Annotated in this window: 20 protein-coding genes and 1 pseudogene; 10 read left to right on the top strand and 11 right to left on the bottom strand. The window is 72.4% G+C overall.

Annotated features, from left to right (window positions below):
• Positions 1-393 precede the first annotated feature (393 nt).
• Positions 394-954: a TetR/AcrR family transcriptional regulator gene (locus tag ACFXPL_RS31875; protein ID WP_384926167.1), complete on the bottom strand. Its 561-nt coding sequence runs from the start codon at positions 952-954 to the stop codon at positions 394-396.
• Positions 955-1,063: 109 nt separating this feature from the next.
• On the opposite strand from ACFXPL_RS31875, the gene ACFXPL_RS31870 reads away from it, so the two are divergent.
• Positions 1,064-1,750: an SDR family oxidoreductase gene (locus tag ACFXPL_RS31870; protein WP_384926165.1), complete on the top strand. Its 687-nt coding sequence runs from the start codon at positions 1,064-1,066 to the stop codon at positions 1,748-1,750.
• A gap of 53 nt (positions 1,751-1,803) precedes the next feature.
• Positions 1,804-2,859 (top strand): aldo/keto reductase, encoded by a 1,056-nt coding sequence (locus ACFXPL_RS31865; RefSeq protein WP_384926163.1) that lies wholly within the window; start codon positions 1,804-1,806, stop codon positions 2,857-2,859.
• Positions 2,860-2,965: 106 nt separating this feature from the next.
• On the opposite strand, the gene ACFXPL_RS31860 is transcribed toward ACFXPL_RS31865, so the two are convergent.
• Positions 2,966-3,532, bottom strand: a complete 567-nt coding sequence (locus ACFXPL_RS31860; RefSeq protein WP_384926161.1) for a snapalysin family zinc-dependent metalloprotease — start codon at positions 3,530-3,532, stop codon at positions 2,966-2,968.
• 529 nt (positions 3,533-4,061) lie between these two features.
• On the opposite strand from ACFXPL_RS31860, the gene ACFXPL_RS31855 reads away from it, so the two are divergent.
• The 3 genes from ACFXPL_RS31855 to ACFXPL_RS31845 all read left to right on the top strand — a co-directional run bounded on the left by ACFXPL_RS31855 (position 4,062) and on the right by ACFXPL_RS31845 (position 7,220).
• Positions 4,062-5,432, top strand: a complete 1,371-nt coding sequence (locus ACFXPL_RS31855; protein WP_384926159.1) for a PHB depolymerase family esterase — start codon at positions 4,062-4,064, stop codon at positions 5,430-5,432.
• An 85-nt stretch (positions 5,433-5,517) separates the two neighbouring features.
• Positions 5,518-6,546 carry an LLM class flavin-dependent oxidoreductase gene (locus tag ACFXPL_RS31850; RefSeq protein ID WP_384926156.1) on the top strand — a complete coding sequence of 343 codons (1,029 nt, stop codon included), beginning with the start codon at positions 5,518-5,520 and terminating at the stop codon, positions 6,544-6,546.
• A gap of 182 nt (positions 6,547-6,728) precedes the next feature.
• Positions 6,729-7,220 carry a Rieske (2Fe-2S) protein gene (locus ACFXPL_RS31845; protein WP_384926154.1) on the top strand — a complete coding sequence of 164 codons (492 nt, stop codon included), beginning with the start codon at positions 6,729-6,731 and terminating at the stop codon, positions 7,218-7,220.
• A 167-nt stretch (positions 7,221-7,387) separates the two neighbouring features.
• Here the strand turns inward: ACFXPL_RS31845 and ACFXPL_RS31840 are convergent, their stop codons facing one another.
• Positions 7,388-8,305 carry a LysR family transcriptional regulator gene (locus tag ACFXPL_RS31840; RefSeq protein WP_384926152.1) on the bottom strand — a complete coding sequence of 306 codons (918 nt, stop codon included), beginning with the start codon at positions 8,303-8,305 and terminating at the stop codon, positions 7,388-7,390.
• 74 nt (positions 8,306-8,379) lie between these two features.
• Between ACFXPL_RS31840 and ACFXPL_RS31835 the strand changes: the two genes are divergently transcribed.
• Positions 8,380-9,387 (top strand): DMT family transporter, encoded by a 1,008-nt coding sequence (locus ACFXPL_RS31835; RefSeq protein ID WP_384926150.1) that lies wholly within the window; start codon positions 8,380-8,382, stop codon positions 9,385-9,387.
• Here ACFXPL_RS31835 and ACFXPL_RS31830 read toward each other — a convergent pair.
• Positions 9,378-10,709 carry an aminotransferase class I/II-fold pyridoxal phosphate-dependent enzyme gene (locus ACFXPL_RS31830; protein WP_384926148.1) on the bottom strand — a complete coding sequence of 444 codons (1,332 nt, stop codon included), beginning with the start codon at positions 10,707-10,709 and terminating at the stop codon, positions 9,378-9,380. The genes ACFXPL_RS31835 and ACFXPL_RS31830 overlap by 10 nt on opposite strands.
• Positions 10,710-10,745: 36 nt before the next feature.
• On the opposite strand from ACFXPL_RS31830, the gene ACFXPL_RS31825 reads away from it, so the two are divergent.
• Positions 10,746-11,477 (top strand): pyridoxamine 5'-phosphate oxidase family protein, encoded by a 732-nt coding sequence (locus ACFXPL_RS31825; RefSeq protein WP_384926146.1) that lies wholly within the window; start codon positions 10,746-10,748, stop codon positions 11,475-11,477.
• 78 nt (positions 11,478-11,555) lie between these two features.
• Here ACFXPL_RS31825 and ACFXPL_RS31820 read toward each other — a convergent pair whose 3' ends face one another.
• The 3 genes from ACFXPL_RS31820 to ACFXPL_RS31810 form a co-directional block, all read right to left on the bottom strand.
• A complete protein-coding gene (locus tag ACFXPL_RS31820; RefSeq protein ID WP_384926144.1) occupies positions 11,556-12,569 on the bottom strand; it encodes a DMT family transporter in 1,014 nt (337 codons plus the stop codon).
• A gap of 81 nt (positions 12,570-12,650) precedes the next feature.
• On the bottom strand, positions 12,651-13,220 hold the full coding sequence (locus ACFXPL_RS31815) for a Clp protease N-terminal domain-containing protein (RefSeq protein ID WP_384926142.1): 570 nt from the start codon (positions 13,218-13,220) through the stop codon (positions 12,651-12,653).
• Positions 13,221-13,440: 220 nt separating this feature from the next.
• Positions 13,441-14,049 carry a PadR family transcriptional regulator gene (locus tag ACFXPL_RS31810; protein ID WP_384926140.1) on the bottom strand — a complete coding sequence of 203 codons (609 nt, stop codon included), beginning with the start codon at positions 14,047-14,049 and terminating at the stop codon, positions 13,441-13,443.
• Positions 14,050-14,390: 341 nt separating this feature from the next.
• Here ACFXPL_RS31810 and ACFXPL_RS31805 point away from each other — a divergent pair.
• Positions 14,391-14,690, top strand: a pseudogene (locus ACFXPL_RS31805) (TetR/AcrR family transcriptional regulator); the annotation flags it as partial.
• A 123-nt stretch (positions 14,691-14,813) separates the two neighbouring features.
• Here the strand turns inward: ACFXPL_RS31805 and ACFXPL_RS31800 are convergent.
• From ACFXPL_RS31800 to ACFXPL_RS31790, 3 genes are all read right to left on the bottom strand, one after another.
• Positions 14,814-15,248: a VOC family protein gene (locus tag ACFXPL_RS31800; protein ID WP_384926138.1), complete on the bottom strand. Its 435-nt coding sequence runs from the start codon at positions 15,246-15,248 to the stop codon at positions 14,814-14,816.
• Positions 15,249-15,372: 124 nt separating this feature from the next.
• The gene (locus tag ACFXPL_RS31795; RefSeq protein ID WP_384926136.1) at positions 15,373-15,777 is read right to left on the bottom strand and encodes a RidA family protein; all 405 of its coding nucleotides are present in this window, start codon (positions 15,775-15,777) and stop codon (positions 15,373-15,375) included.
• Between the two features lie 129 nt (positions 15,778-15,906).
• Entirely contained in the window at positions 15,907-16,827 is a 921-nt protein-coding gene (locus ACFXPL_RS31790) for a helix-turn-helix transcriptional regulator (RefSeq protein ID WP_384926134.1), read from the bottom strand.
• 97 nt (positions 16,828-16,924) lie between these two features.
• On the opposite strand from ACFXPL_RS31790, the gene ACFXPL_RS31785 reads away from it, so the two are divergent.
• The gene (locus ACFXPL_RS31785; RefSeq protein ID WP_384926132.1) at positions 16,925-17,746 is read left to right on the top strand and encodes a PhzF family phenazine biosynthesis protein; all 822 of its coding nucleotides are present in this window, start codon (positions 16,925-16,927) and stop codon (positions 17,744-17,746) included.
• An 89-nt stretch (positions 17,747-17,835) separates the two neighbouring features.
• Here ACFXPL_RS31785 and ACFXPL_RS31780 read toward each other — a convergent pair whose 3' ends face one another.
• A complete protein-coding gene (locus ACFXPL_RS31780) occupies positions 17,836-18,636 on the bottom strand; it encodes a CPBP family intramembrane glutamic endopeptidase (RefSeq protein WP_384926196.1) in 801 nt (266 codons plus the stop codon).
• A 187-nt stretch (positions 18,637-18,823) separates the two neighbouring features.
• Here ACFXPL_RS31780 and ACFXPL_RS31775 point away from each other — a divergent pair, with 187 nt between their 5' ends.
• Positions 18,824-20,677: a hypothetical protein gene (locus ACFXPL_RS31775; RefSeq protein WP_384926130.1), complete on the top strand. Its 1,854-nt coding sequence runs from the start codon at positions 18,824-18,826 to the stop codon at positions 20,675-20,677.
• The last annotated feature ends 39 nt before the right edge of the window (positions 20,678-20,716 follow it).

Below are 20,716 nucleotides of genomic sequence, written 5' to 3'. Positions count from 1 at the left end.
GACGGAAGAGAAGGGAGAGCGAATCCGAGGCGAGCGTTCGCTCGCGGAACAGGGAATTCCTGGGACCTCGAAGAGGACGGTCCCACCGAAGACACCGGCACATTCGGCCTTGGGCTTCCGTTTCTCGGCGGCGAGTTTCCGCATTGTGGTCGGCGTGCGTCCACGGAGTTCGGTTCCGCATGTCCAGGAGCGGTCCGCAGAAGTGCGCAGGGTGTTCGAGTGGCTATGCGGCGACCTACGCCGGGCACGACCACGAGGCCGCCCGCTCGGGGCCGGCCGACCAGGCCCCCGCGCCCTTCGGAGGAGTCCGGCAGACCTGCTCGCCCACGCCTCGGCACCCGCCCGCACGGCACCCCGTGACCGGCATCCCGTGGCCGGCGCGCCTGCCCCCGGTCAGCCGGTGGCCGTCAGCGCCGCGTGCGCGGCGGTGAGGATCTCCCCGGAGAGCGGGGACCCCTTCGTGGCTCGGGCCAGGACGAGTGCGCCGAGCATCGTGCACAGCCGGGCGATGCCGTCCTGATCCTCGGTCGCCAGCCACTCGGCGAAGTCACCCGTCCCCTCGGCGTAGACGCGGTGGGCCTCACGGTCCCCGGGTTCGCGCGCCATGTCGGCGGCGAGCGCGGCGACGGGACACCCGTCCGCCGCTCCGTCGCGGTGCTCGATCGAGAGGTAGGTGTCGATCAGCGCCCGCTGGGCGGCGTCACGCTGCCCGGCGTACCGCTCCAGCCCCTCGTCGCGGCGCCGGGTGAGCGTGCCGAACGCGTGGGCGGTGGCTTCGTCGATCAGCGCCTCTTTGGAGGCGAACTGCTTGTAGAAGCCGCCGTGGGTCAGGCCGGAAGCCTTCATGAGGTCGGCGACGCTGACGTGGGTGCCCTGCTCCCGGAACAGCCGGGAGGCGGTCTCCACGACCCGTCGGCGGTTCTCCTCCGCCTGCGCCTGCGATACGCGGCCCATCAGCCACCTCCGATTGGATGTCGATTGCAATCTATTCTAGACCATGTTTAGATTGCACTCATAATCTATTCGGGTGCCTGGCTCGGTGCCCCCAACGCTGGGAGCGGACATGGAACTGAACAACGCGGTCGCGGTGGTCACCGGCGCCAACCGGGGGCTCGGACGGCATCTGGCCGCCCAGCTCGTGGCGCGCGGGGCGAAGGTCTACGCGGCGGCCCGCCGCCCCGAGACGGCGGACCTGCCGGGCGTCACCCCCCTGCGCCTGGACGTGACGGACGAGGAGTCCGTGCGGGCGGCGGCCCGCACCGCCTCCGACGCGACGCTGCTGGTGAACAACGCGGGCATCTTCACCCCCGCACCGCTGGTCGCGGGCAACCCGGACGCGGTACGCCGGGAGATGGAGACGAACTTCTTCGGGCCGCTCATCGTGACCCGGTCCTTCGCCCCCGTCATCGAGGGCAACGGAGGCGGCGCCGTACTCAACGTCCTGTCCGTCCTGTCCTGGCTGCACCCCGCCGGCCTCGGGTCCTACGCCGCGACCAAGGCGGCGGCATGGGCGCTGACCGACGCGACCCGGGAGGAGCTGGCGCCCCGCGGCATCACGGTCTCCGCGCTGCACGTCGGATACATGGACACCGACATGGCCGCGGACGTCCCGGCCGACCAGAAGGCCGACCCCGCCGATGTCGCCGCACAGGCCCTGTCCGGCGTCGAGGCGGGCCTGCCCGAGATCCTCGCCGACGAGGCCAGCCGGTACGTCAGGCAGAGCCTGGCCGCCGTACCGGGCGCGGCGTGAGACACCCCGCGCCCGGAAGCCTGCCCCTGTCGCCCCTTGAGCAAGGACACCTGATGCGTTACACGACCTTCGGACACCGGACCGGACTGCGCGTCTCCGAGTACGCGCTCGGCACGGCGAACTTCGGCACCGGCTGGGGTGCCGGCGCCGAGCCGGACGAGGCGCGCCGTATCTTCGACCGATTCGCCGAGGCGGGCGGCACCTTCCTCGACACCGCGGACACCTATCAGTTCGGCGAGTCGGAAGCGCTGACGGGGAAGTTCGCCGCCGCCGACCGGGACCACTTCGTCCTGGCCACCAAGTTCACCCTCGGAGCCGGGTCGCGGCCGGACGTCTCCAGGACCGGCAACAGCCGCAAGAACATGGTCGCCTCGGTGGAGGCCAGCCTGAAGCGCCTGGGCACCGATTACGTCGACCTGCTCTGGGTGCACTTCCCCGACGAGCTCACCCCCATGGAGGAGATCCTGCGCGGGCTCGACGACCTGGTGAGCTCCGGCAAGATCCACCACGCCGCCCTGTCCAACTTCCCCGCCTGGCGCGTCTCCCGAGCGGTGGCCCTCGCGGACCTGAAGAACTGGGCGCCCGTCGTGGGCATCCAGAACGAGTACAGCCTCGTCGAGCGGACCGCCGACCGCGAACTGCTGCCGATGGCCGAGAGCCTCGGACTCGGCGCCGCCCTGTGGTCCCCGCTCGGCGGCGGACTGCTCACCGGGAAGTACCGCCGGAGCGCCGAGGGACGGCTGAGCGACCTGGGGGCGGTCATCCACACGGAGAGCACCGACCAGAAGACCGCCGTCGTCGACGCCGTCCTGGCCGTCGCCGAGGAGATCGGCGCGACGCCCGCCGAGGTCTCGGTGGCCTGGGTACGGGAGCGGGCTGCCCGGTCCGCGACCTCGCTCGTCCCGATCATCGGGCCGCGCAGCCTCACCCAGCTCGACAGCTACCTGAGCGCTCTCGATGTCGTCCTGACACCAAGCCAGTTCACCCGCCTGTCCGACGTCAGCGAGGTGCCGCTCGGCATGCCCCACGAGGCGATCGCCCGGTCTTCGGACGCCATCCGGGGAGGCGACTCCAGCCGCGTCACCGCCCCGGCTGCGCCGGTGGCCTGAGCCCCGCCGGCAGGCATCACAGCCGTGTACGCCCCGGAACGCGATCCGTCCCGGGGCGTACGGCCGCTCCCGCTCGGGTCCCGTCCCTGGGCGTACGTGTCGTATGTCAGTCCGCGAGCACCGCGTTGAGCGGCGCCCCTCCGGCCGTCCGTGCGAACGCGCCGCCGAAGTACCCTTCGACCTCGGTCTTCTCGGCCGCGTTCGGGTAGGGGTTCGTGCAGGTGGTTCCGGCGCTGGAGCCGGACATCAGGCTGGAGCACGGCCCGGGCTTGCGGTCCGGGAGGCCCAGGATGTGGCCCAGTTCGTGGGACGAGATGCGGATCGTGTTGTGGCCCTCGTTCACCGCCTGCCGTCCGATGTAGACGGTTCCGTTGCCCAGTGAGGTGGTGATGGCGCGGGGCCAGCCGTTGTCCGCGAGGACGCGGATGTTGGCGCGTTGCCCGGTCGTGACCGGGCGCAGTTCGACGGCGTCGACGCTCTCGTTCCAGATCGCCGCGCCCCGGTCGACCGCGGACCTGAACTCCGCGGAGCCGCTGGCGTCGTACGTCACCACCCGCGCGGCCAGGGCTCCGTCCACGTCCGCGGCGGGAGCGGCGGTGGCCTGGCCACCCATCAGGGAAAAGGTCACGGCCAGCGCGGCGGCGAGCCCGCCGGTCAGCTTACGGACGTTCATGGTCGGCCTCCTTGGAGGAGAGAGATAGTCGTGCACATGACATAGTTTTCCTCTCCTCATTGCCCAGCGAGCACGGACGCCAATCCGTCAATCCGGCCGACCGCGCCGGAGCCCACGCCAGTCCTGCGCGGCCCCGGGTGACGACGGCGGTACGGCCCCGGGTGGCGACGGCGGTGCGCCGGGGCGCGCCTCGCGCCGAAGCTATTCGGCCACCACCGTGGGAGCGCTTCCACGGTGGCTGTGTCCGTGCCACGATGCCCCCGGACGGTGCCTTCCTGACGGAGCCGGATGCCGTGAAATTCCCCGCGGCCACTGCTTCGTGAGGTCCTCGCCCGTGACGGCCGGGGCCGCTCGCCCGGACCGGCTCCGCCCGCCGAACGCTTCCGGCACTCACGGCACCCCCGCACGCGCACTTCCCTGAGCGATTACCCCCCACCGCGACACCCCACCGGAGCCGCGATCAGGAAGGGACAAGGACGTGTTCAGAACCGGCAGAACCCGCGCGAGGAGCCCCTTCGCGAGGAGATCCTTGCGTACGGCGCTCATCGCGCTCCTCGGAGCGCTGGCGCCGTTGCTCGCGACGGTGCTCCTCACCGCGCCCGTGGCCTCGGCCACACCCCCCGGCGCCGCATCCCCCGCCGCCATACCCGCCGGCACCGCGCTCGCCGGTGCCACACCCCCCGGTGCCGCACCCCGTCAGGCGCCCGCCGTGCGCGCCGCTGCCCTCACCGAGGTCACCGGCTTCGGCAGCAATCCCAGCAACCTCCAGATGTATCTGTACGTGCCGGCCACGGTCACCGCGCGCCCCGCGGTCCTGGTGGCCGTGCACTACTGCGGGGGCTCCGGGCCGGTGTTCCACTCCGGTACCGAATTCGCCTCGCTCGCCGACCGGTACGGCTTCATCGTCGTCTATCCGTCCGTCACCCGGGCCAGCAAGTGCTTCGACGTCTCCTCGCCCCAGGCGCTGCGCCGCGGCGGCGGCAGCGACCCGGTGGGCATCCGGTCCATGGTCGACTGGGCCACGCGTACGTACAGCGCCGACACCGGTCGCGTCTACGTCACCGGCGCCTCCTCCGGGGCGATGATGACCAACGTCCTGCTGGGCGACTACCCGGACGTCTTCACCGCCGGGGCCGCGTTCATGGGGGTGCCGTTCGGCTGCTTCGCCACCACCGACGGCTCCGAGTGGAACAGCGCGTGCGCCAACGGTACGGTCAGCCGCACCCCTGCGGCGTGGGGAGACCTGGTCCGCGGCGCCTATCCCGGCTACAGCGGGCCCCGGCCGCGTATGCAGCTCTGGCACGGAACCGAGGACGACATCCTGCGCCACCCCAATCTCGGGGAAGAGATCAAGCAGTGGACGAACGTCCACGGACTGGCCCAGACGCCGGCCCTGACCGACGCGCCCCAGTCCGGCTGGACCCGTACCCGCTACGGCTCCACCGGCGCCCAGGCCCCGGTCGAGGCCATCAGCCTCCAGGGCGTCGGGCACAGTCTCCCCGCCGGGGGCATGGCCGCGCGCGCCATCACCTTCTTCGGGCTGGACGGCGGCGGCTCGGGACCCGGCCCCGAACCGCAGCCGGGCACGTGCCGGGTGACCGTCACGATCAGTGCCTGGAACACCGGGCTGACCGCCTCCGTGACGGTCACCAACACCGGAACCGCCCCGGTCAACGGCTGGAAGCTGGGCTTCACCCTGCCCTCCGGCCAGACCATCACCTCCGGCTGGGGCGCCACCTACGCCCCGGCCACCGGCGCCGTCACCGCCACCAACGCCTCGTACAACGGGACGATCGACCCGGCCGCCGGTGTCACCATCGGCTACCAGGCGAACCACGGCGGCGGCGCGGCGGCCCCGAGCGCCTTCACCCTCAACGGAACGGCCTGCACGGCCACCTGACCGGGCCGGTGCGGCCATCCCGCGGGTCCGGGCGTGTGCCGGGGCCCGCGGGGAATTTCGGCCCGGCACGTGTGTTGAACCGGGCGTGGCGATCGCGACGACGACGAAGTTCTCCGTACTGGACCGTTCCCGTACCCGGCAGGGGGTGACGGCCCCCGAGGCGCTGCGGGAGACCGTACGGTTCGCGCGGCGGATCGAGGCGTTCGGCTACCACCGCTTCTGGGTCTCGGAGCACCACAGCGTGCCGGGCGTGGCCGGTTCCGCGCCGACCGTGCTGGCGGCGGCCGTGGCGGGCGCGACCTCCACCATCCGGGTCGGCACCGGCGGGGTGATGCTGCCGAACCACCAACCGCTGGTCGTGGCCGAGCAGTTCGGCGTGCTGGAGTCCCTTTTCCCGGGGCGGATCGACATGGGGCTCGGCCGCTCCGTCGGCTTCACCGACGGCATCCGCAGAGCCCTGGGCCGGGACAAGCGGGACGCGGACGACTTCCCGGTACGGCTCGCGGAACTGCTGGCGTACTTCACCGGCGACGGGACCGCGCACCCCGAGGTGCACGCGCACCCCGCCGAGGGGCTGCGGCCGCCCGCGTTCGTCCTGGCCACCGGGAAGGGCGCGCGCGTCGCCGCCGAGGCGGGGCTTCCGCTGGTCATCGCGGCCGTACGGGGCGAGGACGCGATGCTGAGGGCGGTCGAGGGGTACCGCCGAGACTTCCGGCCCTCCGCGTGGGGCGAACGCCCGTACGTGGTGCTCTCCGGTACGGTCGCGGTCGCCGCGACCGCCGAGGAGGCGCACCGGCTGCTGATCCCGGAGGCGTGGTCGACCGCGTACGCGCGCACGCGGGGCGCGTTCCCGCCGCTCGCCCCGGTCGACACGGTCCTCGCGACGCCCATGACGGAGCGGGAGCGCGCACTGTTCGAGGAGGCGAGGCGGGGGCAGACGGCCGGCTCCGAGGAGGAGGTGGCCGCCGCTTTGGAGAAGCTGCTCGCCCGCAGCGGGGCGGACGAGTACCTGGTCACGACCAGTACGTACGACCGGGGCGCCCTGCTGGAGTCGTACCGCCGGCTGGCGGACCTCGCAGGGCTCACGCCCGGCCCCGCGCGGACGGATTTCTGAGAATTCCCTGAGGCGATGAGTATCCCGGCGCTCCTTCACGTACTTTCTGACGAACCGGCGACGCAGGACCGCAGGACCGACAAGACACAGGGCACCAGAGGCAGGACGCAGGACAGCGGGACGGCGCGCGAGGGCCGGATCGACCGAACGACCAAGAGCCGGACAGGAAACGGGAGTTGGGCATGACGGAACCGCAGGGGACCGCACGGATCGTGGAACGCCGTACCGTCGGGCGCAGAACGGTGGTCGCTGCGGCGGGCGCCGTGGGGCTGGGTGCGGCGCTGGTCGCGTGCGGCGGCTCGGACGACGCGTCGGGCTCCTCGGACTCCACGGGTTCCTCGAACGGCGCGGCCGAGCAGCCCACGACCGGCGGCGACGCCGGAACTGCCGGTGTTCTCGCGAAGACCACCGACATCCCCGAGGGCGGTGGCATGGTCTTCGCCGACCAGGGGGTGGTCGTCACCCAGCCCACGGCGGGCGAGTACAAGGCGTTCTCGTCCAAGTGCACACACACGGGCTGCGCGGTGAAGGACATCACGGACGGTGTCATCCACTGCCCGTGCCACGGCAGCCAGTTCAGCGCGGCGGACGGCAGTGTGAAGGCCGGCCCCGCGACGAAGCCGCTGCCCGCGGCCTCGATCAAGGTCTCCGGAACCTCGATCACGCTCGCGTGACCGCCGTGCCCATGACGGCCGCGCCCCGGGCAGGACCGGCAGTTCCGTAACACCCCGGCGTCCGGGTCCGTAACACCCCGGCGCCACCACAGACCGACGGCTGACGGACTTCACTTTTCGTCGGCAGCGGGTGAAGCCCGTCAGCCGTCAACCCTTTCCCCACGTGGTCAGTGCCCTTCCCGGCCGGTCACCGCGGTCGCCACCCGGCCCAGCGCCCGCGCCGCCGCCCTGATCGACGGGCGGCGGTCGGCGTCCGTCCGCCACACGGCGGAGACATGCCGGTGCATCGCGTTCCGTACGGGCACCACGGCGACGCCCTCCGGCAGCGCGCCGCGCCCCAGCCGGGGCGCCACACAGACCCCGAGCCCTTCCGCGATCAGCGCGAGCTGGGTGTGGTACTCCCCCGCGAGATGCGCGATCCGCGGCTCGAACCCCTTCGAGCGCAGGGTGAACATCAGCCAGTCGTGGCAGAACTCGCCCTCCGGCCAGGACACCCAGTCGTCGTCCGCGAAGTCCTCCAGATCCACCTCCGCCCGGCCCGCGAGCCGGTGGCCGACCGGCATCGCCAGGTCGGCCGCGTCGTCCAGCAGATGCGCGGTGGCGAGGCCGCCGGGCACCGGCATCCGCTTGTTGCTCCAGTCCAGCACGACGGCGAGGTCGAGATCGCCCCTGAGGACCCCCCGGACCCCGGCCTCGGGTTCCAGCTCGCACGAGCGGACCCGCAGCTCGGGATGGTCCTCGCGGAGCACCGCGAGCGCGCGCGGGAAGAGCCCGCGCGCCGCCGTCGGGAACGCCGAGATCCGCACCTCGCCGACCACCCGGCCGCGCTGCGCCTCGATGTCCGACTGCGCGACCTCGACCTGAGAGAGGATCCGCGCGGCGTGGTCGGCGAGGAGCCGGCCCGCGTCCGTGAGCCGTACGCCGCGGCCGTTCCTGGCCAGGAGCTGCTGGCCCACCTCGCGCTCCAGTTTGGCCATCTGCTGCGAGACCGCCGAGGTCGTGACGTGCAGGCCGTCGGCGGCGCCGCTCACCGAACCGTGCCGGGCCAGGGCATCCAGCGTCCGCAGGCGCTCCAGATTCAACATGTAAGCAATACTAATCAGATGGGTGGACAAAGTCTCGCTTGTTCTACGAGGTTCTCGGCCTCATCGTTGACCTCATGACCACCGCCACCCCGTCCCGCTCACCCCGGGCCACCGTCCCCTCCGCCTCCCCCGCCTCCCCCACGTCCGTGGCCGGTGCCGCCGCCCCGGCCCGCCCGCGCCGCGCGCTCGACTGGCGCGTACGGTTCGCCGCGCTCGCGCTCATCTGGGGCTTCAGCTTCCTGCTGATCAAGGTCGGGACGCACGGCTTCGCCCCCTTCCAGGTCACCTTCGGCCGGCTCTTCTTCGGTACGGCGGTCCTGGCCGTCGCGATGGTGGTCAGGCGCGAGCGGCTGCCCCGGTCCCTGCGTACCTGGGGCCATCTGACCGTCGCCGCGTTCCTGCTCAACGCGCTGCCGTTCTCGCTGTTCGCGTACTCCGAGCTGACGATCCCGTCCACGCTCGCGGGCATCTGCAACGCCACCTCCCCGCTCTGGGGCATGGCGCTCTCCCTGGTCGCGCTCTCCGAGGACCGGCCCACCCGGCGCCGGGTCGCCGGTCTCGGTCTCGGCTTCCTCGGGGTGCTGACGGTGCTGGGCGCCTGGCAGGGCTTCTCGGGGCTCGACCCGACCGGTACGGCGATGGCGCTGCTCGCCTCGCTGAGCTACCCGATCGGCTGGATCTACGTACGCCGCACCCTGGCGGGCAACAGCAGCTCGCACCTCTCCCTGACGGGCGCACAGCTCTTCCTGGCCACGCTGCAACTCGCCGTGGTGACCCCGCTGTTCACCACCCTGCCGACCTCGTTCCCGGTGGGTCCGCTGCTGGCGGTGGTCGTACTGGGCGCGCTGGGTACGGGGCTGGCGATCCTGCTCCAGTACGGCATCGTCGCCGAGGTCGGGCCGACCACCGGCCAGATGGTCACGTACTTCATCCCGGTGATCGCCACCGCCGCCGGTGTCACGCTCCTCGGGGAGCAGTTGAGCTGGAACACCCCGGTCGGCGCCCTGATCGTGCTCGTCGGGGCCGCGCTCACCCAGAGCAGGACCCGCCCCTCACGGCGTACGGCGGCAGGTCAGCCGTAGCTGCGGGCGGGCGCCGGTCCCGCCGCGGACGCCACCGCGTCCGCGAGCGGCCCGATGTCGCCGGCCGTGACGGTCGACACCGTCAGTCGTACGCCCCTGGCCGCCGCGGTCCTGAAGCGCGCGCCGGGGGCGACGGCCCATCCGGCGTGCAGCAGCCGCGCCACGGCGCCGGTCTCGTCGGCCACCGGCACCCAGACGTTCATGCCGCTGCGGCCGTGCGCCACGACGCCCCGCTCGGCCAGCGCGGCCACCAGCCCGTCCCGCCGCTCCCCGTAGGCCCGCGCGACGGCCGGTACGTCCACCGCTCCCGAGGTCCAGAGGTGGACGACGGCCCGCTGGAGGAGCCGGCTCACCCAGCCGGGGCCGAGCTGCTGGCGCCCCCGGACCCGGTCGACGGTCAGCGCGTCCCCGGTGAGCACCGCGAGGCGCAGATCGGGTCCGTACGCCTTCGCGGTGGACCGTACGAGCGCCCATCGGTCGGTGACTCCGGCCAGCGGGTGCAGGGGCAGGTCCACGATGCTGTGGCCGTGGTCGTCCTCGATGAGCAGTACCTCGGGCCGGCCCGCGAGGAGGGCACGCAGTCCGGCCGCCCGGCCGGCGCTCACCGAGGCGCCGGTCGGGTTCTGCGCGCGGCAGGTGACGACGACCGCGCGGGCGCCGGCGCGCAGCGCCCGGTCGAGGTCGGCGGGGAGCGGGCCTTCGTCGTCCACCCCGACGGGGACGAGCCGCAGTCCGAGCGCGGGGACGAGGTCCAGCAGGCTGCCCCAGCCGGGGTCCTCCACGGCGACGGCGTCGCCGGGGCGCAGATGCGCGGCCAGGACGCGTTCGATGGCGTCGAGCGATCCGGAGGTGACGGCGACCGGTCCGGGCGGTACCCCGTCGGCGTCGAGACCGGCGCGGGCGAGGCGCGCGAACTCCGGGTCGACGGGGTCCTGTCCGTACAGCCCGGGGCGCAGGGCGTTGTGGTGCGCGGCGGCGGCGAGCGCGTCGTGCAGCGGGGGCAGCAGGGCCGGGTCGGGGTTGCCCTCGGAGATGTCCCGTACGCCGGGCGGCGCGTCGACGCGGATGGAGCCGCGGGCGGTACTCGCCGGGCGTGGCCGTACGCGACTGCCCCGGCGCCCCGCGGTCTCGATGACCCCCCGGTCGCGCAGAGCGCGGTAGGCGGCGGCGACGGTATTGGGATTGACCCCGAGATCCGTCGCCAACTCCCGCATCGGGGGCAGTGGTTGGCCCGGTGCCAGCTCGCCGGAGCCGACACCTCGCTCCACGCTGGCGGAAATCTCCGCCGCGCCCCGGCCGGTAATCCGATACTCTCCTAGCACAAAGGACACTATGCACTAGTGCAATGGAGAACGCAAATGCCGGAGACCACGAAGACCACCGACATCAGCGAGACGACCGAGCCCACCGGGACCACCGGGACCGACGCCACCTACCGGTCCACGGCCCGCACCGTCCCCACCCGCTCCAGGGAGCGCGCCTCGTACGACCGCGAGCTGGTGCACGGGATCCTCGACGGGACCTACCTCTGCCACCTCGGATTCATCCGCGACGGCGCCCCGGTCGTGCTGCCCACGCTCTACGCGCGGGTGGGCGAGCGGCTGTACGTGCACGGCTCGACGGGCTCGCGTCCGCTGCGGATGACGTCCGGCGCCGGGAGCGCGCCGGACGCGGGCCTCGCGGTCTGTCTGACCGTGACCCATGTCGACGGACTGGTGCTGGCGCGCTCCGCCTTCCACCACTCGATCAACTACCGCTCGGTCGTGGTCCACGGCACCGCCCACCAGGTCACCGACCCCGAGGAGCGGCGCACGGCGCTCGACGCGATCGTGGACCAGGCCGTCCCCGGCCGCTCCGCCGACTCCCGCCCCGCCAACGCCCGCGAGCTGGCCGCGACCGCCGTGATCCGGCTCGATCTGGACGAGGTCTCCGCCAAGGTCCGTACGGGCGGCCCCAACGACGACCCCGAGGATGTCTCCCTCCCCTACTGGACCGGGGTCGTCCCTCTCGTACGCGGCTACGGCGCCCCCGTACCGGCCGACGATCTCGACCCGTCCGTCGCGCTGCCCGGCTACCTCGCCGCGCGCTGACGCCGCGCCTCCGCGACGGCCGGCCCCGGCGGGCTCCGCCGGACGGGCAGGGCCGACGGCGCTTGCGTGGCCGTCACCTCATGGCCCAGGTCGTACGGGGGACAGCGGAGCAGGACCGTCCGGCTCCGGTTCCGCCACGGGCGTCGCTTCCGTACCGCCGGTGGCGAGAGCGATCGGCCCGGACGGCGCCTTGGGCGTGGACGACTGGGCGATGAAGGCGCCGACGAGGACGACGGCGCCGCCGAGGATCTGCGGGGCGGACAGGTGCTCCCGCAGCAGCACCCAGGCCAGCACGGTCGCGACGACCGCCTCCAGGCAGGCCACCACGCCCGCCACCTGCGGGGAGAGCTTGCGCACGGAGATGACTCCCATGACATACGCCAGCACGGTCGCGATCAGCACGATCCAGCCCAGCAGCAGCCCCGCCGCGACCCGCGAACCGCCGAGGTCCACCGAGCCGCCGAGAAGCGAGAAGTCCATGCCCCACGGGCGGGCGACCACGGTCAGTACGACGGCGCCGACGAGCAGTCCGTACGCGATCACACCGAGCGGATCGGGGGCATCCTCCCCGTCGGCACCCTGGTCGGACAGGACGAAGTAACCGACCTGGCAGCAGGCCGCGCAGAGCGCGAGGAACACCCCGAGCGGGTCGAAACCCAGCCCCGCCCAGACCTCCACCACACAGGCCAGGCCACCCACGGCGAGGACGACCCCCACCGCGGCGGCGCGGGTGACCGGCCGGCGCTGGACGAAGCGGACCCAGAGGAGGACGAGCGCGGGGGCGAGGTATTCGATGAGCAGCGCGACACCGACGGGGATTCGGGAGAGAGCGGCGAAGTAGCAGGCCTGGACGCCCGCCACGGCCAGCAGGCCGAACCCGGCGAGCAGCGCGGGCCTGCGGCGCACCAGCGCACGGTGGCGCCAGGCCACCGGAAGCATGAAGAAGGCGGCGCCCGCGACCCGGAGCCAGACCACGTGGAGCGGGTCGAGCCCCGCTTCGATCAACGGCTTGGCCGCGACCCCCGAACCGCCGTACGCGAGCGCCGAACCCAGAGCCAGTGCCAGGCCGACGTTTCCCTGAGACGCGCGCATGGCGCCATCATGACAGCTCGCGTCAGGAGCGTCATCCGGATGACGCCTGTCGAGACGGCGCGAGCGGGATGGCGCCCCGGATCACAGCAGACCGGTGAGGCGGGACAGCCGTCGCTCCAGCGTCCCGGCGTCGGCCCCGGCCCGTTCCAGCACCTCGACCGCGCGGCAGTCACGGTCGGCGAGGAGCGCGGCCAGCAGATCGAGCCCGCCGACGCGCGGCTCGCCGTGGCGGGCGGCGCGGTCGAGGGCGCCCGCCATGGCGGCGAGCGCCTGCGGGGACCAGCCGGTCACGGCGCGATCCGCCGTGCCGCGCGACACGGGCACCGCGGGCACGGCCCCGGAGTCCTCCACCGTGGCCTGCCAGCGCAGCCCGTAGCCGATGCTCCGCTGTACGAGATAGCCGAGCACCCTGACGACCTGTTGATCGCCGCCGAACACTTCCCGTACGCGCGGGTCCGTCTCCAGCAGGGAGTGCAGCAGATGGGCGGTGTCGACCTGGGCGTCCCCGACCCGCAGCGCTCTGCGGCGCGCGCCGGAGAGCACCGACACCAGCTCCGCGGTGAGCCGGGACTCGGCAGCGGCGCGGACCGGCGTGACGCCGGCGCGCTCAGGGGCGGGCTGTACCGGCACCAGCGGGGAAGGCTTCTGCACCCTCCCACCCCATCAGTCCCGCGCGCCCGGGGCATCCCCGAGGGGGAGCATCTTCACGTCCGACGGAAGGTGGGCACATCGGGACGAGTTCTCCTCCTTGGGGATGAGATTTCCTCGTTTCCCCCCTGAATTCACCGCCCCCTACCCTGCCTCCACCCGGCCACGCGAAAGGCCCCGCGGCTCGGGGCCGCGAGGCCTCACCCGGTCGGCGACGGGAGGGTCAGCCCTCGTCGGCGAGGATCAGATAGAGCTTCTTGCGTGATTCGTTGATGACCGCCAGGGCCTTCTCCCGCTGATCGGGAGTGCCGGTCTTCCAGACCTGGCCAAAGGCTTCCATCAGCCCGAATCCGGCCTGCCGTATCTCGTTCATCGACTCCCAGTCGATGCCGCGGCCGGCCTCTTCCCACGGGGCCTCGGGCCCCGATTCCGCCTCGGCGGCGCCGGCCTCGGTGAGGGTGAACAGCTTCTTGCCACCCTCGCTCCGGCTGGTGATCAGCCCCTCGTCCTCCAGCAACTGGAGGGTCGGGTACACCGACCCCGGGCTGGGACGCCAGGCCCCGCCGCTGCGCTCGCCGATCTCCTGGATCATCTCGTAACCGTGCATCGGCCGGTCCTTCAGCAGCGCCAGGATCGAGGCACGCACATCACCGCGCCGCGCCCTCCCCCGGCCTCCGCCGCCGCGCCCCCTGCCACCCCCACCGAAGGGACCGCCGAACGGCGGCCCGAACGGCCCGAAGGCCCCACGCCGCCCCTCGAAGTCACCCCGGCCGAACTGGCCGGGCCCGCAGTGACCGGGTCCCGGTCCGTGCTCATGTCCATGTGAACGCATCGCTACGCTCCCTTCATCGTTGATCTGTCGCGATGCGTCAACGATATATCGGGACCTGTCGCATGACAAGCCCCTTCCGGACCGTCGACAGTGAGGCCTCCAGTGGGACTCGGCGCTTTCAGCACAAGCTGACACCAGCCTGGCCCCGCAGTCACCGCCCGCCGCTGTCGCTACCACCTGGCCGCGTGACGGCTGATCGCATCAGGGGCGCAGTGTGATTTTTCCGAGGACAGGAGGTCCCGCCCCACTGCGGGAACACAGAAAGCAGCGCACTCGGGACGCTCTCATCGACGCCGCCCTGCGGCTCTTCCAGGAGAACGGCTTCGCCGAGCCGCCGACGGCTCGCCGAGACCTCGCCCTCGGTCACCGCGCACACCCTCAGCTTCTGCTACCGCATCAGCGACGAATCCTGGCGGACACTGTGCGCCAGGATCGACCTGACCGACCCGGAAGACCTACGCCCGCGCCTGGCGCAGGACCTCCTCGTCGCCGCGTTTCACTCCGCGATGGAGCAGTGGGCGAAGCAGCCCGGACCGAAAACCCTCCCCGGTCTGCGCTCCCGGCTGCGGGACACACTCACCGCAGCAGCACAGGAAACTACCTTCACCTGCAGCCCCGTGCTCGATGACGGGCAGGAGTGAACAACGGCCGGCCTCCGGCCCCGCGGCGAGGTCCGGCCGGATGAAGCCGACGCCGAGGTGCACGTCCTCGGCGCGGTCCTCCTCTTGGCCCATGGGACAGGACGAGGACACGTTCGCGGCCCCTCAGTCGAGACAGAACTCGCTGCCCTCGATGTCCTGCATCACGAGGCACGACTCGTTGACGCCATCGGCACGCAGGAGTCGCACGCGTACCGCGCCGAGCGCGACAAGTCGTGCGCACTCGGCCTCAAGTGCGGCCAGGCGCTCTTCACCCACGAGCCCGGTGCCGACCCGCACGTCAAGATGAAGCCGGTTCTTGACGACCTTGCCTTCGGGAACGCGCTGGAAGAACAGCCGCGGGCCCACACCTGAGGGATCGACGCAGGCGAACGCTGAACCCTGACGCTCAAGCGGCAGCGAGCGATCGAAATCGTCCCACGTAGCGAACCCCTCCGGCGGCGGCGGTACGACGTACCCCAACGCCTCGCACCAGAAACGAGCGACGCGCTCGGGTTCTGCGCAGTCGAAGGTGACTTGGAACTGCTTGACCGACGTCATCGGTCCACCATAGTGGCGCGTGCTGGTGACGCAGCGCCTCAGGACCACCGTGCTCGTGCGACCGGACGGCCTTCACCGTCTACGCCGGCCTGGACTTCCTTGGAACCGCCGCCTTCCGGTCGGCCTACTCGACGATCGCGGTGACCTCGGCCTCTACGAGGATTCCGGGCTCGAAGAGGACATCGACCCCGATCAGCGCGAGGGGCGGCGTGGCGAGATCGTACTCGCGGGCCGCCTGCTCGATGCCCGCGTTGAAGGCCTCGTACATCTCTCGCTTCCAGCCGGCGGCGTACCAGGTGAAGCGGACGACGTCGTGGAACGTCGCCCCTGCCGCGTCGAGCGCCTTGGCGACGTTGCGGTAGACCTGCGCGACCTGGCCGGCGAGGTCGCCCGGTGCCACGAGGTCGCCGTTCTCGTCCCAGGCGACCTGCCCCGCGATGTGGACCTGCTTGCTTCCCGTCGCCACCGCGACATGGTGGTAGAGCGGGATTCGGACATGCCCGTCGGGATTGATGAGCGAGACAGTCATGAGATCTCCGTAAGTTGTCAGGCGGGTGGCATGGTTGGTCACGCGGTCACACGGTCACGCGAAGGCGAAGGCGAAGGCGAAGAAGTGGAAACGGACGCCGGCGGTCACCTGTCCGGATGCCGGAGCGCCTCAGCGGGAGCCGGCTCCGGAGTGCGCGGCCTCGGTGGGAACGGCCTCGACGCGCGCGGCCTCGGGTTCCCGCCGGTCGGCGAGTTGGGCGGACAGCAGCCGCAGCGCGTCGGCCGAGGCCGGGTCGTTGGGGGTGTAGACCTCCAGCCGGTGGTTGGGGCCCTCTGGCTGGAGCCACACCTGGTAGTCGACGTCGACCCCGCCGACGGTCGGGTGTCGCAGGCGCATGGTGCCCACGGTGCACTCCGCGACATCGCCCTTGGCCCACAGCTCGGCGAAGTCACCGCTGCGCATGGCGAGTTCACCGATCAGTTCGGCCAGCCGGGCGTCGTGGGGATACCGGCCGGCGGTGAGCCGCAGGTAGGCGACGTGGGACCGGGCCAGTTCTTCCCAGTTACGGTGCAGATCCCGGGTGAGGGGGTCGAGGAAGAACATCCGGGGGATGGACGGCCGTCGCGCGGGATCCTGGGGCGCGTCGAAGTCGACGTGTTCCGCGACGAGGGCGTGTCCGGTGCGGTTCCAGACGAGTACGTCGCCACGGCGGCCGAGCACGACGGCCGGCGTGGTATCGCCCAGGGAGGCCAGGAGCGCCAGGACGCGTGGGTGCGGCCGTTCCGGGCGGGGGCGGACCAGCCGTGATGTGGTGGGCTGGCGGGCGAGGTTGCGCAGGTGGGCCGTCTCCGCCGGATCGAGCCGAAGTACGTGGGCGAGCGCGTCGAGGACCTGGCGGGAGGCCGTACCGGCCTGGCCCTGCTCCAGCCGAGTGTAGTAGCCCGCGCTCACGCCCGCGAGGTGGGCGAGTTCCTCGCGACGCAGCCCCGGCACGCGACGGGCGGTTCCGTACGTGCGCAGTCCTACGTCGGCGGGCGTGACCCGGTCACGACGGCTCTTGAGGTAGGCCCCGAGGCTCTCCAGCTCCATGGCCTGGAAGCGTAGGCGGCACGGTCCGATCCTGCGTGCCCCTGTGAGGTGTACCCAGGGCGCGGGATGGCTGCCGTGCGGCTCGTAGGCTCGTCCCATGCGTATTCGAATCGTCGACGCCTTCGCCGACCGCCCCTTCACGGGCAACCCCGCCGGGGTGCTGCTCCTCGATGCCGACGGTTTCCCCGACACCGGCTGGCTCCAGCAGGTGGCGGCCGAGGTGAACCTCTCGGAGACGGCCTTCGCCCATCCCCTGCCGCCCGGCGGTGCGGCCGACTGGGCGCTGCGCTGGTTCACCCCGGTCACCGAGGTGGACATGTGCGGCCACGCCACCCTGGCCACCGCCCATGTGCTGCACAGCACGGGGCGCGCCGGCGGAGCCCTGCGCTTCGCCGCCCGCCCCGGGATCCTCGGCGCCACCGCGCACGGGGACGGGTCCCTCACCCTGGACTTCCCGACCTCGCCGCTGACCCCGGTCACCGTTCCGGACGGCGTCCCGGCCGCCCTGGGCGCGGAACCGCTCTCCGTGCACGACACGTCGGAGCACATCGGGGATCTGCTGGTGGAGCTGGCCGACGAGGCGACCGTACGGAACCTCGCCCCGGACTTCGCGGCGCTGCGGGCGGTCTCCGGGCGGGGCGTCATCGTCACCGCCGTCGCCGAGGATCCGGGCCGTGGCTACGACTTCGTCTCGCGGGGCTTCTTCCCCAACGTGGGAATCGACGAGGACCCGGTGACCGGGAGCGCGCACACCACGCTCGCCCCGTTCTGGTCGGCGCGACTGGGCCGTACGGAGCTGACCGGATTCCAGGCCTCCGCCCGTACCGGTTTCGTCCGTACCTCGCTGCGGGGCGAGCGGACGCTGCTCACCGGACGGGCCGTGACGGTCATCGACGGGGAACTGCACAGCACGCCGTGACAGCGCCGAGGGCGCGGGGAGCGGGCCGCGACACCGCCGAGGGGCGTACGGAGCACCCCGTACGCCCCTCGGTGTCCGCGGCGACCGCGTCACACCGTCGGCAGCCAGGACACATTCCCGGCCAGCAGCGCGTACCCGACGAACGCCCCGATGTCGAGCAGCGCGTGGGCGGCGACCAGTGGGCCGACCCGTCCCCACCGCCGGTAGAGCAGGACGAACACCACGCCCATCACCATGTTGCCGATGAAGCCGCCGATCCCCTGGTACAGGTGGTACGAACCGCGCAGCACCGAACTCGCCACCAGCGCGCCCATCGGCGTCCAGCCGAGCTGTCCGAGCCTGCGCAGCAGATATCCGACGACGATGACCTCCTCCAGTACGGAGTTCTGCACCGCCGAGAGGATCAGCACCGGGAACTTCCACCACACCGAGGGCAGCGACTCCGGCTGCACCGTCAGATTGAACCCGGCCGCCTGCATCGAGAGGTAGAAGGCCAGCCCGGCGCTGCCGATCCCGGCCGCCACCAGCGTGCCGCGCCCCAGGTCCGGCCAGGGCCTGCGGCCGTCGAAGCCGATGTCCCGGAGCCCGCTGCCCTCCCTCAGCAGGAGGTGCGCGACCAGCGCGACCGGTACCAGCGCGGTGGTGATCCCGAAGAGCTGCCAGGCGAGGTCGAGCCAGGGCCGGCCCGGCGCCGCCGACGCGTTGAGCCGGGCCGCCTGGTCGCTCAGCGCCCCGGGCCTGGTCAGCGAGCCGATGAAACTGATGAGCGCCGACAGTCCGCTCGCGCCGAGCGAGAGCGCCAGCACGAGCACCGTCTCGGACCGCAACGTCCTCGGTGAGAGGGCCTCCTGGGGGTAAGAGCCGTCCACCCGCCCCGCCTCCGCCTGCACACAGCCTCCAGTTGAGTATTCGCGCCTCATGCCTCGCACGGTGCCGCTAGGGTCTCGAATGCAGATACGAAGATCGCTCGCGACAGGCCGGGAGACCGGCGCCCTTCGGCGTCCGGGCCCTGGATCTCCGGGCCCGTCCACTCTCCCAGCCCTTGTTCACCCTTCACGAAGGAGGGGCGCCACCGCCATGGGACGTCACAGCTTGCCCGACGCACGATCGGCGCACGTGCGCAGGGTCTGGCCGCCCAGCCGTCGCACCGTCACGATCGCCGCCGCGGTCGTGGTGTCGGTGGCCGCGGGGACGGGGATCGCTGCGGGAAGCGGGCTGCTCTCCCCGGAGACCTCCTGCGGGAACACGCCGGTACGGCTGGATCTCGTCGCCTCCCCGGACATCGCGCCCGCTCTGCGCGCCGTCGCCGACCGTGCCCGGCGCGACCATGTCACCTCCGACGGCCGCTGTATCGACATCCGGGTCACCGCACGCGAGAACGCCGAGGTGGCGAACGCGCTCGCCTCAGGTTCCGGTGCGCCCGACTATCAGATCTGGGTACCGGACTCGGACCTCTGGGTGGACCGCGCCAAGAGCGTCGGGGACAGTGTCTCCCTGACCCCGGCGGGCAATGTGGCGCTCTCCCCGGTGGCGCTGGCCGCGCTGCCGGCGTCGGCGCGGGCGCTGGGCTGGCCGACGAAGACCTACACCTGGGCCGCGCTCGCCGCCGCGGCCGGCAACGCCGACACACTGCGCCTGGGCTCCGCCGATCCTTCGCGCAGCGCCACCGGGCTGCTGGCGCTCAGCAGCATCGCGGAGTCGGAACGGCAGGAGTCCGAGCGGCAGGGGGCCGGGCCGCGGAAGTCCGAGCGTCGGGAGGGGGCCGGTGGCACCCGGGCCGCCGCCATCGCCAAGCTGCTCACCCAGCGGGCCTCGGAGTCGGACACCCGGGTGCTGGAGAGCCTCGCCCAGGACGACGCGAGCGCCGGGCTCGCCGATCCCCGGCGCAACGAGGCGGTGCTCCTCTCCGAGCAGGCCGCGTTCCGCCACAACTCCGGGACCGACGGCTCCGCGCGGCTCGAACTCTTCTACCCGACCGACGGCGCGCCGGCGCTGGACTATCCGTACAGCCTGGTCAACCAGACCGAGCTGAGTACGGACGAGAGCCGCGCCGCCATGCGGTTCATGGTGCTGCTCAGCGAGGACGGCTCGTACCGCACCCTGGCGGAGCACGGTTTCCGGGTCTCGAACACCCCGGTCCACGCCGACGTGCTCCGTACGGCCGGTGGCCGCTCGCCCCAGCCGTACACCGGGGAGGACGCGCGACCGCCGTCCGCCGAAGCCGTGGAGCGGGCGCTCGTCCTGTGGACGATGTCCGTGCGCAGCACCCGGCTGACGACGGTCGTGGACGCCTCGGGTTCGATGGAGGAGGCCGTGCCCGGACGCGGCGGCCAGAGCCGGATGGATGTCACGAAGGCGTCGCTGCTGAGGGCCCTCGCCCAGTTCACCGCCGAGGACGAGATCGGCCTGTGGGAGTTCAGCACCCGGCTGGACGGCGCCAAGGACTACCGCAAGCTGGAGGAGACGGCCCGGCTCGGTGAGCCCGCGCGGGGTGGCGGCACCCACCGCGAGCGGCTGTCCGACGCTTTCACCGCGCTGAAGCCCGTCCCCGGCGGCGACACCGGGTTGTACGACACGACGCTGGCCGCCTACAAGGAGGCGCAGGCGAGTTATGTGCCCGGCAAGCTGAACGCGCTCATCATCCTCACCGACGGTTCCAACAAGGACGACGACAGCATCGCGCGCGGCGATCTCGTCAAGCGGCTGAAGAAGCTCGCCGACCCCGCGCGGCCGGTGCCGCTGATCGGGGTCGCGGTGGGGCCCGACGCGGACCGTAAGGAGATCGACGCGCTCGCGCGGGCCACCGGTGGCGCGGGGTACGAGGTGAGCGACCCGGCCGACATCCAGTCCGTGATCCTGCGGGCGATCATGCTGTCGGCGAGCGGGTCCGCGGCGGACGCCACCGCAGGCACCACCGCGGCGCGCCCCTGACCCTCGGCGCGGCGGGGGCCCGGTCCGGCGCGTCCGCAG

The sequence above is a fragment of the Streptomyces sp. NPDC059092 genome, from assembly GCF_042756365.1.
Classification (GTDB): Bacteria; Actinomycetota; Actinomycetes; order Streptomycetales; family Streptomycetaceae; genus Streptomyces.
The sequence above is the reverse complement of the archived record's forward strand: the minus strand, read 5'-3'. Positions and strand labels throughout refer to the sequence as shown.